The sequence below is a fragment of the Chryseobacterium endalhagicum genome (assembly GCF_016745235.1).
Taxonomy (GTDB): Bacteria; Bacteroidota; Bacteroidia; order Flavobacteriales; family Weeksellaceae; genus Chryseobacterium; species Chryseobacterium endalhagicum.
On the sequence record NZ_JAELVM010000003.1, the window covers coordinates 275,305 to 291,691 of the forward strand.

Below are 16,387 nucleotides of genomic sequence, written 5' to 3' on the forward strand. Positions count from 1 at the left end.
AAGGCGCGAGGATTTTATCGAAGATAAAATTGAATGCTGTTGATTTATTGGTACGTTTACTGATAATTTTGTGATCGTTTATTCTTTCGCAGATTTTTTTAACCACAGATTTTCACAGATGTTTATGAATATTGATTCTGCACCTGGGTAATTCAGTAAATGTTTCTGTGTGTATTTATGAAAATTGATTTAATCAGCTTTTAATCCAGTTTAAACATTCCGTGATCTGTCTTTTGCTGATAAATACGTCTGAATTGATTTCAGGAGCCGGGGACAGTTTCAGTTCTACTTTCTGGCTGGAATGCTTGATGATCTCAACGATGGCAGTTTTATTGATGATAAATTTGCGGTTGATCTTAAAAAACAATCCGGGATTCAGTTTATGGATGATGTCTTTAATGGTATCATCATAAATATAGGTTTTGTTGTCTCTGGTGGTCAGGAACAGGTATTTTCCGGAAGCAAAGAAATAAGCGGTCTGATGTTCGTCTATTGATTTCAGTTTATTTCCCTCGCGTACCATGAAATGATTCATTTTCCCGGGATTTTCCGGCTGGCGTAAGGTGGAAATAGATTTGAGGACAGGTTCGGGATCAAAATTGGATCTTATGGAAATGAATTTCTGTAATGCTTTATGCAGATCTTCTTCTTCAAAAGGTTTCAGAAGATAATCTATGGTAAAATGCCTGAAAACCCTCATGGCATATTCATCAAAAGCGGTGATGAAAATAATCGGGGTAAAAAGTTCAACATGTTCAAAAATCTCCAGACTCATGCCGTCGCCGAGGTGAATATCCATAAAGATAAGGTCAGCAGAATGGTTTTCGAAGAAGTCTATGGCCTGTCTTTTTGAACGGAGAATCACGGTTTCTGTGACAGGGACGATGGTCTGCTTATCCAGCAGATCCCTGAGATAATTAACAGCCAGCAGTTCGTCTTCTATAATGGCGATTTTCATAACCTCACAAAAGTACGAAAAAACCGCTTAAACTATTACGTTCAAGCGGTTTCAGGGGATGTTAATATAAATGTTTTATAAATTCGGATTGTTCTTCTTGGCACTCATAGGATATTCTATGGTATATCTCGGGTCATTCTGCTGAAGAATATATTCTACACCGTTGACGATATGAATAATTTTTTTCTGATCCGCTCTTCTCAGATCAAACCATCTGTGGCCTTCAAGAGCAAACTCCCTGAATCTTTCGTCCAGAAGATAACTCATGAACTGTGAGGCATTCATTGGACTGATCTCGTTCTGAACTGAGGTATATCCTGCAGGAGTATATCTGTTGGCTAAAACTTTCAGCAATGCTTCTTTAGCTTCATCAAGCCTGTTGAGTTTTAATAATGCTTCAGATTTTATAAAGTATAATTCAGCCGTTCTGAAAGAGACTCTGAAATTATTACTGCCTCCTTTAATCACTTTATACTTATTGTTATTTTTTTCAAAATAGATTCCAAATCTTTTGTCTGTAGCGGAATTATATTTTGAAATCAGTTCCGGAGAGGCAAAAATCACATTCTGCACATTGGTATTCAATGGATTATCCAGTGCCATAATAGATTCCACGGACGTATATAGGTTGGGGGCAGTATTGCTGGTATTTAAATTACTTAATTCTCCTTTTACAGCCAATACCGCCTGTGCATTATACAGTGCTTTATTCCAGTCTCCCTGATAAAGGGCAAGTCTTGCATTAAAAGCGATCAGAGCATTTTTAGAAAATTTATAGTTAGCACCGGCAGCCTGCTGCTGTTCCACCATAAGTCCCTCTGCTTTTTCTATATCTTCATGAATCTGATTGTAAACTTCCTGTACGGTAGAAGGTTTTAATACTGCTTCCATGTCAGCTTTCAAACTGATAGGAACTCCCCTGTCCGCGGAAGCCGTAGCAGCATTATAAGGTTTTGCATATAAATTAACCAAATCAAAATAGGAATACGCACGCAATGCATAAGCTTCTGCCAGAATCTGATTCTTTTCAGGAGAATCTTTCATGGTCTTGCTTCCTTCGTTGATCGCCTGGTTCAGATAGAAGATGACCGTATAAAAATCTGCCCACTGAAATTCTTTTGTTTCAGCATCATAATTACTGTCCTTCCACATAGCCAGCTCCCGATAGTAAGGGAAATCACTGGTATTTTCGTCTATCACCATCTCATCTGTACGAAGTGCAGCAAGGGATTTATGAATAGGATATTTGGAATAAGCGGACGTCAGTATTTTTCTGTAATCTTCAACGCTAACCGGAATCACTTTTCCTTCAGGCTGAATATCCAGAAAGCGGTCACAGCCGATACTTGTAAAGCTGATGACTGCCAGAGCAATGAATGTAGTTATTTTTCTCATTTTTTCAAGTTTTAAAAAGAAACATTAAAGCCGATTGTAACTGATTTGGCAATAGGCTGTGCATAAATATTACCATAGGTTTCCGGATCAAAATATCCTTTATACCCGTTACTGAATACAAACAGGTTACGCCCTTCCACACTCAGTCTCAGACTGCTGATTCCCATAGGATTTGTAAATTCTTTAGGAAGTGTATATCCTAAACGGATACTGCTGATTCTCAGGTAACTGATCTCTTTTGCCCAAATATCAAGCAGACCATAGCTGTTATTCGGACTGTCGGTAAGCCATTTGTTCCCCATCCATCCCGGATTGCTTTCCATATCAGGACTTGTTATGGCCGGAAGTGAAAGTCCCGCCTCATAGATATCTCTTGTATAATTTCTTCCTCTGTCCAGATTCGTTCCTCTGTAAGAAGGCGATCTCATCACCGTTTGTTTAAAGTTGAAAGCTGCTGAAACAGTCAGATCAAAATTATGTACTTTAAAGGTGTTTATAATACCCCCGGTAAATTTAGGATCCCTGTCTCCAACGTAAGTAAAAAGGCCTCTCATCTCTTCCGCGGTAAGCTTTGTTCCTACCAGCTGCCCCGGAAGGAATTCTTCATACACATCATAGAGTTTAAAGAAATCTTCAATTTTCACCTTTTCATTTCCTTTCCAGAACATCGGATTGCCATTCTCATCCATTCCTGCTGTTTTCAAAGCAAATACCGCATTTACAGGAAGCCCTTCTCTTGAAGGAAGCATTGAATTCTGGCGGGGCTGCTCAGTAATGACGTTACTTTTATTATGAGCAAAGTTAATGGTGGTAGACCATTTGAAGTTTTCATTATCAATATTTCTGGTAGAAACTGCCAATTCAAAACCTTTGTTCGTTAAGCTTCCCCAGTTCATCATGGTATAATTGAATCCTGTTTCAAGGGGTGTTTCTCTCATACTGATCATATCCGTCCCTTTTCTGCTGTATACATCCGCAGTAAGGTTGATCCGGTTTTTAAACAATCCCAGATCCAGCCCCAGATTCACATTGGTTGTTTTTTCCCAGCGTAGCTTATCATTCGGAGCTGTGATTACATTAATAATTTCTTCTTTTGGTCCGGGAAGAATGTTGGCTTCTCCATATTCCCCGATGAAAAACGGAGAGGTATTACGGTCAATATTTCCCTGTAAACCATAGGAAGCTCTTAATCTCAGATTGGAAATAAGAGGTACATTCTTCATAAAGTTTTCCTTTGTTACCAGCCAGGAACCGGAAACAGCCCAGATTGGCAGGTACTTGTACTTTTTATTGACTCCAAAAAGGTTGGTTCCATCATATCTCACACTTCCGAAAAAGGTATATTTCTGATCATAGGTATAAGAAGCGGTAGCAAACATAGAAGCATAAGCGTTCTCTACCGTAGGCATTTCACGATAGGTCTCGTATTTTTTGTCTCCGGCATAATCAGAGTTGGGAAATATGATCGGGGTTCCTGTTTTGGTAAGGCTGTTAAAACCAAAAGCTCTGGTAACCGTGGTATTATCCTCTGTTTTACGGATTTCAGTTCCGGCCATCAAATCGATCTCATGCACCGAATTAATTCTTGTGCTGTACAACCCCTGTAATTTCCAGTTGTATTGAAAGAAATCATTGTTCCAGTTTTGCTTGATATCTCCGGCAGGCAGAAAATAACGGTAGGCACCATCTTTATAGTAACGGGTTCCCTCTTTCATCTTTCTGGTAAAGTAGGTTTCCTGTCCGGCGTATTTTTCCGTCTTATTGGTATCATACTGAATACCCAGCTGTGAAGTAAACCTCAGGTTTTTGGTTGCTTTGTATTCTAAATCCAATATGGCCTTTAATGACTGATTCTTCAGGGTATATTCTGTATTCTCCCTTTCTTCAAGGAAATTGAAAGGAATATAGGTATCTGCAAAACCGTCTATATCCTTATCATAGTTATAGCTTCCATCCGGATTGAAAGGATTCATATACGGATTGGCATTTCTTGAATAATTAATCGGGCTCGCTGATGCATCCGCATCTGTCATAAACGACTCTTTCTCGCTGCGTGTTCCGAAAATAGCGATTCCTGCATTTAACTTATCGCTTATTTTGTAATTGTTCTTTAAAGTAAGGTTATATCTTTCAAAACCGGTTCCGATGGTTGTTCCTTCTTCATCATAATATCCCAGTGAGAAATAATAATCTGAACGGTCGCTTCCTCCTGAAAGACTTACTCCATACTGCTTATTGATGGCGTTTCTGTACAGCAGCTTGCCCCAGTCTGTACTGTTGGCTCTTAAGCCGTCGATCTGATAGCGGGTCATTGAATTCAATGCGTCCAATCCTCCGTTTCTGTAGGCATCAAGCTGGCCGTTCTTCATTAAAATCCTCATCACCTCGCCTTTATCAGCACGGTACGTAAGATCGGCACGGCTGGCAAGCATTAATTCAAGGTCAACTTTTTCAGAGGCGTTCAACAGATTCAGCCTGCTGAAATCAGGGCGTGATGTCACAAAAGTATCTGCCGAAAAGTTCAGCCTCATCGTTCCTTTCTTCCCTCTTTTCGTGGTGATGGAGATTACCCCATTGGCAGCTCTTGCTCCGTAAATGGCTGTTGCAGCTGCATCTTTCAGGATGGTAATATCTTCAATATCATTAGGGTTCAGTCCTGCAATAGAAAAGTTCTGAAGCTGGTCTATATTATCTTTATCGCTGAAATTAGGCACATCATTTCCTTCTAACGGAAGACCGTCAACCACCCATAACGGATCCTGCGGACCGGAAAGGGAAGCTGTTCCCCTGATCCTGATTTTTGCAGGACCTCCGGGCGCTCCGGTTTCAGGCGTTACTACAACCCCGGCTACCTGCCCCATCATCATCTGGTCTACACTGGCGACACCCGCCTGGTTGATGTTGTCCATCTTTACGGTGGAAACCGCAGAAGTCTGCTTACGTTTTTCAATTTTCTGGTATCCGGTAATGATAACTTCCTGGATCTTGTTTTTATCCGAAACCTCAGGCATCAGCCTTACCGTATAATTGGTCTTGTCTTCACTGATCATGATGATCCTGGACTCATAGCCCGGATAGCTGATCAATACGGATTTAGTTTCTGCCGGGATTTCCAGCATGAACTGGCCGTTCTTATCCGTTACTGTACCTACGGATACGCTTTCAATAATCCCGTTCAGGTCCGTTTTGGTGGAAACCGACTGGGTTTCTATTTTTACAGATGCTCCAACGATAACCTGTGATGTATTTTCGTCTGCAATTTTTCCTGTAATGGTTTTCTTTTCCTGGGCCAACGCTATCTGAGCCGCCAAAAGAGGTAAAAGTATTAGAGTTTTTTTCATAGCCGATTATTTATTTAAAGCCTCTTTTATCCGGATGATCAAGTCTGCATAATGAGCCCTGGAAGCTTCATCTCCTTTATTTTTAGTTGTATACAATAGGTTCAGTACCTTCTGAAGTTCCGCCCGTTTATAGGTAGTGACTTCGGATACTCTTTTCATGGATGAATAATTGATATTCCTTAAACTTTCTTCCTCTCCGTGGAAATTGCAGATCGTTGGAATATTCAGTGTATTTTCAACCTTTAAAGCTTTTACAGCTGTTTTTTCAAATAATTTATTGACCGAAACGATGAGGGCATCCACATAGTTTTTCTGAGTCATTTTTTGAAGAATGGTCAGGCTTCCTTTTTTATTGAAAATAGCGCCACGCACCTGGTCAAACAAATTCTCCACGGTATAGAGCTCTTCTTTGGAACCGGAAACTTCATGTTTTAATTCATTTTCAAGCATTCTCAGCAAACGGTCATCCATAAACAGCGAATAGAGATTTCCGTACTGCATTCCTCTCGCTAAGGTGTACGGAGTCTGCTCGAACGGCCCCATCGGTGAATTTTTAACCGGATAGGTTTTCTCTGTGATCGGGTTGAAAAACAGCCATTCCGGAAGATTTACTGCATTTTTGATCAGATAGTCAACCGCTCTTTTCTGTGTTTCAGCGGGTACCGCTTCATAAGCTTTGCTCTTGCTGCCGAATACGGTATTGTTCAGATAAATTCCTCCCACATTGGCCATTACATGCCCGGTATACAGATCCCATTGTCCTATTGCTCCCAGATACAGCTTTCCTGCGTCTGTGTAGGTTTTACCGTCGTCATAGGTCCATTTTAAAAGATTGTCTACAACGATTTTCAGGTTCTTTATTCCGTACTCTCCTGCTTTCATGGCGTCATCACCCAAATCTTCAGACTGAGAACGCGGATCGATGGTTTCCAGATAGCTCTGCTGCTCTCCATAGAAATACATAGGATCATCCTGGTGTTTTTCTATTAAATTTCTCAACGCTTTTTTCTCCGAAATCCCGTCCGGATACCAGCGGTAACCCCACTCAATGGCATATTTGTCATAAACCCCTATCTTTGGAGTGATGGCTGTAACACCGTCTTCCGGCTGGGCAACGTAGTTATACCTTGCATAGTCCATAATGGAAGGTGCCGTTCCGCCCATCTTATCTGTAAACTCCTTTGAACGGAGAGATTCTACAGGAAAGGCAAAAGAGGCTCCCATATTATGTTTCAGCCCGAAAGTATGGCCTACCTCATGTGAGGATACAAACCTGATGGCTTCCCCCATATGTTCATCGCTGAAGACATTCCCTCTGGCCTTGGTATCAATAGGCCCGGTCTGGATTCTCATCCATTCCTGAAGAGACGTCATCACATTATGCCACCAAATGATATCCGATTCAATGATTTCGCCACTTCTCGGATCCACCACCGAAGGCCCCATCGCATTGGCCTTGGGCGAGGCAGCATATGTGATTACAGAATATCTTACATCGTCTATATCAAAGTCTTCATCTTTATCATCCGGCATTTTGGCGATCACGGCATTCTTGAAACCTGCCTTTTCAAAAGCCGCCTGCCAGTCGTACACCCCTGCAATGATCTTTTCACGCCACTGGATAGGCGTTGCCGGATCTATATAATAAACGATCGGTTTTTTGGGTTCTACCAATTCACCTCTCAGATATTTTTCTTTGTCTTCGTCTTTGGGCTCCAGTCTCCATTTGGTAATGAACTGCTCTTCATCCATTTTCTGCTGGCGGTCGCTGAACGCCCAGTGTTTTTCACTGAAAAAACCTACTCTTGAATCTGCAATCCTTGGCTGCATCGGCACTTTGGAAAGCAAAACCAGGTTTGTAGTCACGCCCAGCGTTACCGGAAGGTCTACACCTCCTTCATTTACCGATGTCGTCAGTTGGGACTTAACGACAAGGTTCTGAGGGAAGGTTTTTACTTTTTCAATATAGGAAAGGTTTGATTTTACCGATCCTCCAAGTCCTACATTCGCCAGAACATCATTGAAGCTTTTCTGGTTTCCGTCAAAAATCTTGTTTACTTTAATGGCTACAGAGGTGGAATCGTTATTCTGGGCCTCAATATCAAAAACCTCAATCACAGATTCTGAAAAGTTGTCTTTTACAGATCTTGTGATGGCATCATTTTTAGGCGATGATACCCGTGGAACCACGGTTTTCACCCATACTTTTTTGGCTACGGTATCGCGGTAAAAGGAAATCACCTTATTTTCATAGTTCATTCCTTTATTCAGTCCGGCTTCGTTCACCTGCATGGGCACCTGCGACAGTTTATTGACTACCAGGAACTGACGTCCCATCAGGCTGTCCGGGATTTCAAAATAAACATCGGTCTTCACCTGAATGGTGTTAAAAAGTCCTTTTTTGTAGGTTCCTTTTTTAACCAGATCTTCAATTTTCTTTGCTTTCTTTGAGGAAGTTTCTGTTTTATCCGTTTTTTCCTTGTCTGTTTTTATGGTGTCTTTTTTCTGCGCCAATGCTGCCGGTGAGGCTAAAGCGAGTCCTAAATACAGTGCCAGTCTGTAGTTCTTCATTAAAATAGTCCTATTCATTCCAAATTATTAGATATCTCAGTTTCAGTCTACAAAACTAGACGTAATGAGATCATGTACATATTAATAGGGAGTGAGAGGTGTATTTTTGGGAGTGAGTGGATTATATTTTTTATTCAATTAACGGTAAAAAGCATATGAAATATTCACCACTTAAAGACATATTAACAGAATCTTTATTAAAATAATCATAAACCTGATTCAAATAGTCAATTCCGAATTTCTCCCCCTGAACATCTTCTTCTTTTTTGGGCTGCCATGTATTTTTAATAACAATGCCGTTCTCTTCTATTGTAATGGTGATTTCCAAAGGATGATCTATTGTTGCTATATTGTGTTTTATAGCATTCTCCGTCACCATCTGAAGGGACAGGTATGGAATCCGTTTTTCTAAACTCTTTGGTTCTGAAATGATTACATCAAAAGTAAGCTCTTCATCAAACCTGCTTTTCAGAAGTTCCATATACTGCTGAATAAACTTAATTTCCTGTGCTACGGGAACAATATTTTCCTGCGGAGGCACGATAAGGTAACGGTAAATCTTGGAAAGATTCATCGTAAACCGCTGGGCATTTTCTTTGTTAATACCGATCAGCATATACAGCGAATTCAGTGAATTGAACAGAAAGTGCGGGTTGATATTGTTTTTAAGCTGCTGAAGCTGGTTCAGGACTTCTACCCTGTGCATTTTTTCGTTTTCAACGAGCAGGAGGTTTTTTTCGGACTGAATCTTTTCTTTTTCCTGATAAGCCAGCGCCGTAGATCTCTGAAAAAGCACGAAAACCGTTACGATAAGAAACAGAGCGGCCAGAAAGATGTACACAGTATAAGTTTTTGTTTTGCTTACACTTTCATCAATCAGGAAATTAACATGATTCACGACTGCATAGCCTTCAAAGTTTTCTGTTTTCAAAGGTTTTATAAAGCGGGTGACTTCTAGATTCAGATACTCGGAAACAGCGGTTCCTTCTGTGTATCCAACTTTTGTTTTACCGGTCAAAGTATCCTGTGGTTTGATATTCGTAAAATCAAAGATATTTTTTCCGAGATACTTCTGTTCGGGATGGGTGATGCAGATGCCTTCTCTGGTGAAAACATAGGCATAATTGTTCGGGGTCTTGTCCAGATTGATGAAGTATTCGTGAAGATCATCCAGGCTTACCGCAGAACCATAGTACAGGATAGCTTTTTGGGGCAGTGTCAGCGAGTCGTAACTTACCCAGTAGGTACTGTCTTTCCGGGTGATCAGGAAATCACTGAAATGCCCTGAACCGTTGTTTTGTATTTTGATATACTTCCCTTCTTTATCTTTCTTTGAGAAAACTTCGGATAAAGGGCTGCTGTTTTCGGACTTTCCGGAAGCGTCGTTATAATAGGAATACCAGCTGTACGGCAGCAGGTTCCGTTTTTTGTTCAGATCATTAAGGACGGAAGAATATTCTTTGTAGTTCTTCAGGCCGTCTTTCCGGATCAGCGCCCGGAGCAGGTACTGATAGTCTTCAATATTCCTGAATTCCTTTTCTATGGTTTCATATTTTCTGAAAAAGGTTTTCCGTGCAAATTCTTCGTTGTTTTTCCGGCTGTCGCTGGTAATAAGAATACTGAGCACCGCGAATGCAACCACCGCAATGAAACACACGGATGCAATGGCTATGTAAATAGATTTCTGGGATAGAATATGTTTAAAATTAATACTCATTTTTTATGAATCATTTTCTTTGTTGTTCAAGGTAATGATCCCTTTTTTAAACTTTAATTGGTACTCTTATTCATTTTAATTGCTTTGTATGGGCAATGGGTGTGGCTATGCTTTTTTTTGACGCGAAGGTCTTATTATAATTCTTATGATTTTAAGGGGAGCAAAGGGGGTGATTTCATCGCTGATTAAGTGTGGGTTATATTCATTACGTTTTATCAGTGGTTTGTCGCTTGCTGTGCTTTACTTCAGCTTCCTAAGCCGATGGGTATAAGGCAAAAAAGCAGTTCCATTAGAATTCTAATGGACCTACTTTGTTTTATTGATGTGTTACTGACTGAAAATAATTATTTGAAAATGCTGACTATTGGTTAATTAACGAATACCCCAGCCAACAATAGTTTCCAAAGCCTCAAATAGACTTATCTAACTGTTCTTTCCAGAATTTTCTCATCATATTTATCATAGAATACAGCCACTTTATCTGCATTCACAGTCCCTTCCGGCGTAATTACTTTTTCTTTCAATAGCCAGGCCATCAGTTTCTCCATATTCTTTTTTGAATTCATTCCCAGCCCACTCACTACACGGCTGAAATCCGTACATTGAACTTTGACTCTCTGCTCGAGAAAGTTGATCACATAATAATCATCTGCCTGATATTGCGGAGTTTCATTGTCAAACATTCTGAACATTAAAATTTCATTGTCATCCAATGTATAAAATGAATATTGGAACACATTGATCTTCTCTGATTTGAGTATCTTTTTACCATCCAGTAAAACATTATCATCTTTTATCTCAATTTTCTGAGCATTAAGAAAGACAGCTCCCAACAGGAGAAACATTACCATCGTTATTTTTTTCATAATGTGTAAATAGGTTATTATTTTAATCAATTTCTAAACATGCATGGCCCGCCTGTTTAGCGAATGCGAAAATACAAAAAAGAACTATTGAGCTCTGCACAGTTTTCGAAATGAAAAAAATTATATGTTGTAAAGTTTCCATCATCCGCAAAGTATATTCAAGCTCCAGGATGGCAATCTCATTGTTATTCAGCCCTTCAACTCAATTCTGCGGCTTTGTCTCCAGAATCATCCATCCTATTGAAGCACCATCATCGGTAGGCGTCATCTGTATCCAGATATTCCTATCGCTGCGGCGGATCAGATATGTGGTAGTAACAGCATATCCTATAAAACCATATCCACTTACATACTTTACCTTATTAGCCTCATCAATTCCATCAGCAATATCCGCAGGAATTTTTCCTTCGCTGATTTTCACGCCTCCCAGGGAAGCAATCGACTCGCCTAAACCTTTAAGCAATTCGGGTTCTGAAAAAACTTTGCCTTCTTCAGCTTTTACCCTGCTGAAAAATACTTTTCCTTCAGGCTGCTCGAAATGATCTCCGGACCAAAAGTAAGCTTTGTCCATATCTGATATCGGGTTTTGACTGACATTGGCATAGCCCTGTGGTAAGACTATGTAAGGAAAACTACCCAGTTCTTTATCAGAAACAGGAACATTTTCAGGATTAAATTTATTAGTTTTCGGAGCAGGATCTAAGGTTGTTTTTACAGGGTCTCCTGAAGGCACTTCAGACGCGTTTCTTTTATCTTTGTTGCACGCAGCAATCATAAAGGCCGTAGCCAAACCAGCTAAAAATATCCTTTTTTTCATATTCGTTATTTAAAGATGTTATAGTTGCTAATTTATCAATTTTATTTTAACCGGTATCTATCGAACACCCAAAATGATCGACAGACTATCTCACAACGATCTGAAAATGAAAGAAAAAGGATTACTTATTTTAGAAAAAAAGAAGGGCTTCTTGAAGAAACCCCTCTTAGCGGAGAGAGAGGGATTTTGTAACCTCCCTTTATCTCTTTATTGATAAGCGTTTCGCTGCAGCATCTTTTAAAAGCCTCTAATAGGTCACCTGCAAAAAAGCGGTAAAATCACTTCTTCTTCAATTCTATTTTCACATCAGAAGTATGGTCTATATTTTCAGCATCTAATTGATCCTGAATTTTTTCCAGAAGCTTCGAGTTTACTTTTGGAGATACAAAAATATGATGAGGAAAAATTGATCTAAATTAAGCCTGACCTCATTGTGTATTAAAAGATGAAAATTGAAAATTTATTAGTTTTAACAATACTTCTTTTTATAAATTTGTAATTATTGACCTTGATAAATACTTTGGTGTTAGTATACTAGAATGTACCATAGGTAGAACGGATTAAAATCAAGAAATATACAGTTACCCAAACAGTTCGTTGGGCTCTAACGTCCAATGACAGCCTATGAAAATAAAAGTTTATTCCCCTTCCAATCCTTTACTTAAAAAATACATAGAGTGTATTTATATACTCACACATACCTCTGAAGAAAAACCCGCCAAATATATCACCTTCCCATCTATTTTCACCATTGTTTCAAGCAGTGAAAGATCAAAATCGATCAATAAAGAAAATCAATTGACCATCGGTCAATGCGATGACAATGAGGTGGAGACCAATTTGGTATCTGATTTCAACAAGCCAGTGTATGTCCAGTACGAAGGGAAAATAAACGAAATTACGATCTATTTTAAACCGTTGGCTATTAATTCATTTTTGGAGCACGATTTAAACCATTACAACAGTTCAAACTTTTCTGAATTTTCACCTTTTAAAGATTATAGAAAAGCTATGATCGAAATTCTTTCTCTGCAAAATGATTCCGAAAAAATTGAAGCTGTTGAAAGATATTGGTTATCAAAATTAGGTGGGTTTCAGCATCATTTCCTTGAAAATGTTTTGTCTGAAATGATGTGTGAAGAAAATGACGCTTTAACCATTACAGAACTATGCAAAAAAAATGCTATTTCGCGTACAACATTGAACAAACACTTTGACCGATATATCTGCAAAACACCATCTCAATTCAAAAAGATATTAAGATTTAGAAATGCGGTTAACAAATACTCATCAAATAAGGCAAGAAATAACTTAACGGATATTGCATATGGTGTTGATTACTTTGACCAGTCTCATATGATAAGAGAATTCAAATCAGTTACAGGGCTCTCTCCCAAAGTTTTTTTTAATAAAACGACTGCGCTGGAAAAAAAACAAATTCATTGGCTGTTTTTATAGGCAGGCTTACAATTGTACAATTTTTCCTTTTCTGCTTAAAGTAGTTTTGTCGCTTAATCATAAATGAAACCCCTATGACCATCCGTCAAATCTATTTTATTACAGTTGTCTTCTTGACAGCTCTTTTGCAACCTATTGTGGTCCAATCACAAAATTTGAAAAATATTGTTGCTCCGATAAAGTCTCACTTAAAAAATCTTGAAAAAGAAAATAACTTAAGCGGGGTCGTTCTCATTGCAAAAGACGGCACACCAATCTATAGAGAAGCCTTTGGTTTTGCTAATTTGCAGGACCGTGTTAAAAATAAACCGGACACGAAGTTCAATTTAGCTTCTATCAACAAGATGTTCACCGCAATAGCTATTATGCAATTGGTGGAATCCGGAAAAATTTCGCTTCAAGATAAAGTAGGCCGGCATCTTTCAGATTATCCTAATAAAACTGTTGCGGATTCTGTGACAATCTATCAACTATTAACGCACACTTCAGGAATGAACAGTTTTTGGGAGGAATACGATAAGCTTGCAAAAGAAAAATTCAAAACAGTTTCTGATTACCTTCCATTGTTTGTTGATAAAAAGCTAGCCTTTGATCCAGGTAGTGACTTTTTGTACAGCAACTCCGGATATATGGTCTTAGGATTAATTATTGAAAAGGTGTCGGGTCAAAATTATTTTGATTACGTAAAAGAACATCTATACCAACCTGCAAAAATGATTAATACTGATGCTTACGAATTGGATAATGTGATTCCAAATTTAGCGACTGGTTATACAATGTCATTGGAAGAACCGGGACAATGGAAAAATAATATTTTCTCGAATTTAGCAAAAGGAACTCCTGCTGGCGGAGGCTATTCCACAGCTGACGATTTGTTGAATTTCGCCAATGCTTTACAAAATAATATTTTACTTAGCAAAGAGAGTCTAGCTCTTTGTACATCAGGCAAAGTAAAGTATAGAGAAGGAATGTACGGCTACGGGTTTGAAGAAAACAGAATCAACGGACACCGCATCTTTGGACATACCGGTGGACACGATGGTATTGCTTGTGAAATAATGATTTATCCGGATTTGGGCTATACTGTTGTTATTCTAACCAATGGAGAAGTCGAAAATTATTGGGAAGTGAGTAATCTGATTAAAAAACAATTAGTGGGTTCAGCACCATCAATTGACAATTTCTTTTATACTAAAGATATAATTAAGACCGTATGCAATAAAGGTTACGAAGCTGGAATTAAAGCAATAGAACAAAATTCAAAGAAATATTCATTAAGAGAAAATCTTATTGAAAGATATGGTTACAAGTTATTGTTCGAAAAAAAACCCAATCAGGCAATAGATTTATTTAAGTTAAATATTCACCTTTTCCCAAACTCAACCTATGGCTATTATTATATAAGTGAGGCATATAGGGTTTCAGGTCAAAAAAAACAAGCGATTGAATATCTAAAGTTATACCTTGAAAAAGAGCCAGAAGACAATGATGCTAAATTAAAATATAAACTGCTCATGAAATAACTACCGCTAACAAAGAATCGCAAAATGTAATCAGAGATATTTTATTAATTTTGACACTAGCACTAAAACAAAAAACGCTGTAAACATCAATGTTTACAGCGTTTTGGCTTATTTTGGTTTCCCAAATCGCGGAGAGTGAGGGATTCGAACCCCCGGACCTGTTACAGTCAACAGTTTTCAAGACTGCCGCAATCGACCACTCTGCCAACTCTCCTGAATAACGGCTATACCGTCGTTTTCAGTGGTGCAAATATAAAACGATTTTATATTTCTGCAAAACTTTTCCGGAATAAATTTTAACCAAGCTTAATAATAGACTTAAAATCAGGGGAATTATTTTTACCGGAACATGGTAATCTATTCCCTATCTACTATTGCAATGAAACTGTTTTTTAAAAGATCCGCTGGATACACGAACTGGTCGCCGTCTTCTCCCTTCACTACAATGGCACCCTGCTCATCATTCAGGCATTTATCCAGCTGGCTTTTCATTTCGTTTAGTTTTCCTTCGGGAACTTCAATGGTGTAGGTTCCGGTGATGTGGGTGATTTTTATGATTTTTGTTTCCATGTTTTTTGATTGGAAGTAAATTTATGGATTTTAATACAAATATGAAGTTTTATACTACTGGCTAAATCTTAATCCATAATAGCAGTAAGGAATACGCGATATATCATATTTTGAGAGGGCTTTTTATTATATTTGTTAAAAGCTAATTACATGGCAAAACTTGATATATCAAAACTAAAAAATGAACATGATGAACACTTTATCAATTTCGAAAAACTTAGAAATCTGATAATTAAAGAATTAGAAGCCTTGTTAATTGAGAATAATGTCAAATTAGGTTTCCCTGTTCAATCAAGGATAAAAAACATTGATTCCATAGTAGAAAAACACGAATCTCAAAGATATAGAATCAAGCAAAGTCTATTGGAGTTGCAGGATTTAATTGGTATCCGAATAGTCCTACTTTTTAGAAGAGATATTGAAGTAGTATCACAATTAATAAAGAATAATTTTAATGTTAGAAGCAATTACGATCCAGCAGATAAATTAAATTATGATCAGTTTGGATACTCTTCTAAACATTATATAGTCAATATTCCTGATAGTTGGACTAATGTTCCCACAAACAAAAATCTGAATTCTTACACGGTAGAAATTCAAATAAGAACACTATCTCAACATAATTGGGCTGAAACATCTAACGTTCTTCAATATAAGAATGAATCTAATGTTCCTCCCGAAATATTAAGATCAATTGGTAGAGTTTCGGCATTATTAGAAATAGTTGATCTAGAATTGGAAAGAACACTTCAGGATAGAGAAAGCTACATTGCAAAAACTGATTATGATAGAAATCCATCGGAGATTTTAAATGTTGATTTGCTGATGTCTGTTTTACAAAAAAATATTCCAAATCAATATCAAAAAGGGAATGAAAACTACTCTCAATTATTGGAAAATTTAAAAAGCTATTCAATAAATACAGTTTCTGAACTAGAAAAATTAATTAAAGAATATTTAGATATAGCCATAAAAAAAGACCAAGAATATTTTATGAAGCCAAATCTATCAGATTTGACCACTCCTTATTTTAATTTTGTAGGAATGGTTAGAATTATGTTGGAAAACAAAAATAGTAAGTTAGCAATATGGACTAAGGTTAAATAATAAGATTTAATAAGTATCATCAAATTTATTGTTTTTATTATTTACTCATTTCTATAAGCAAATT

General features: G+C 38.0%; 11 protein-coding genes and 1 tRNA gene. 3 read left to right on the top strand and 9 right to left on the bottom strand.

Features of this window, described 5'->3' with window-relative positions; genetic code table 11:
* Positions 1-193 precede the first annotated feature (193 nt).
* From JET18_RS16990 to JET18_RS17020, 7 genes are all read right to left on the bottom strand, one after another.
* Entirely contained in the window at positions 194-958 is a 765-nt protein-coding gene (locus tag JET18_RS16990) for a LytR/AlgR family response regulator transcription factor (protein WP_202092996.1), read from the bottom strand.
* 75 nt (positions 959-1,033) lie between these two features.
* Entirely contained in the window at positions 1,034-2,353 is a 1,320-nt protein-coding gene (locus JET18_RS16995; RefSeq protein WP_202092999.1) for a RagB/SusD family nutrient uptake outer membrane protein, read from the bottom strand.
* 11 nt (positions 2,354-2,364) lie between these two features.
* Entirely contained in the window at positions 2,365-5,694 is a 3,330-nt protein-coding gene (locus JET18_RS17000) for a SusC/RagA family TonB-linked outer membrane protein (RefSeq protein WP_202093003.1), read from the bottom strand.
* A gap of 6 nt (positions 5,695-5,700) precedes the next feature.
* On the bottom strand, positions 5,701-8,283 hold the full coding sequence (locus tag JET18_RS17005) for a zinc-dependent metalloprotease (RefSeq protein ID WP_202093005.1): 2,583 nt from the start codon (positions 8,281-8,283) through the stop codon (positions 5,701-5,703).
* 112 nt (positions 8,284-8,395) lie between these two features.
* Positions 8,396-9,982, bottom strand: coding sequence for a histidine kinase (locus JET18_RS17010; RefSeq protein WP_202093007.1), 1,587 nt, complete (start codon positions 9,980-9,982; stop codon positions 8,396-8,398).
* A gap of 419 nt (positions 9,983-10,401) precedes the next feature.
* Entirely contained in the window at positions 10,402-10,848 is a 447-nt protein-coding gene (locus JET18_RS17015) for a hypothetical protein (protein WP_202093009.1), read from the bottom strand.
* Positions 10,849-11,050: 202 nt separating this feature from the next.
* The gene (locus tag JET18_RS17020) at positions 11,051-11,665 is read right to left on the bottom strand and encodes a hypothetical protein (protein WP_202093011.1); all 615 of its coding nucleotides are present in this window, start codon (positions 11,663-11,665) and stop codon (positions 11,051-11,053) included.
* A 624-nt stretch (positions 11,666-12,289) separates the two neighbouring features.
* On the opposite strand from JET18_RS17020, the gene JET18_RS17025 reads away from it, so the two are divergent.
* Together JET18_RS17025 and JET18_RS17030 are read left to right on the top strand one after the other, a co-directional pair.
* Positions 12,290-13,123 carry a helix-turn-helix domain-containing protein gene (locus JET18_RS17025; RefSeq protein ID WP_202093013.1) on the top strand — a complete coding sequence of 278 codons (834 nt, stop codon included), beginning with the start codon at positions 12,290-12,292 and terminating at the stop codon, positions 13,121-13,123.
* Positions 13,124-13,197: 74 nt separating this feature from the next.
* Positions 13,198-14,646 (top strand): serine hydrolase, encoded by a 1,449-nt coding sequence (locus JET18_RS17030; RefSeq protein ID WP_202093015.1) that lies wholly within the window; start codon positions 13,198-13,200, stop codon positions 14,644-14,646.
* A 129-nt stretch (positions 14,647-14,775) separates the two neighbouring features.
* Here the strand turns inward: JET18_RS17030 and JET18_RS17035 are convergent.
* Positions 14,776-14,860: transfer RNA gene (locus tag JET18_RS17035), tRNA-Ser, on the bottom strand.
* 143 nt (positions 14,861-15,003) lie between these two features.
* A complete protein-coding gene (locus tag JET18_RS17040; protein ID WP_202093017.1) occupies positions 15,004-15,216 on the bottom strand; it encodes a glyceraldehyde-3-phosphate dehydrogenase in 213 nt (70 codons plus the stop codon).
* Between the two features lie 150 nt (positions 15,217-15,366).
* On the opposite strand from JET18_RS17040, the gene JET18_RS17045 reads away from it, so the two are divergent.
* A complete protein-coding gene (locus JET18_RS17045; RefSeq protein ID WP_202093019.1) occupies positions 15,367-16,323 on the top strand; it encodes a GTP pyrophosphokinase in 957 nt (318 codons plus the stop codon).
* Positions 16,324-16,387 lie beyond the last annotated feature (64 nt).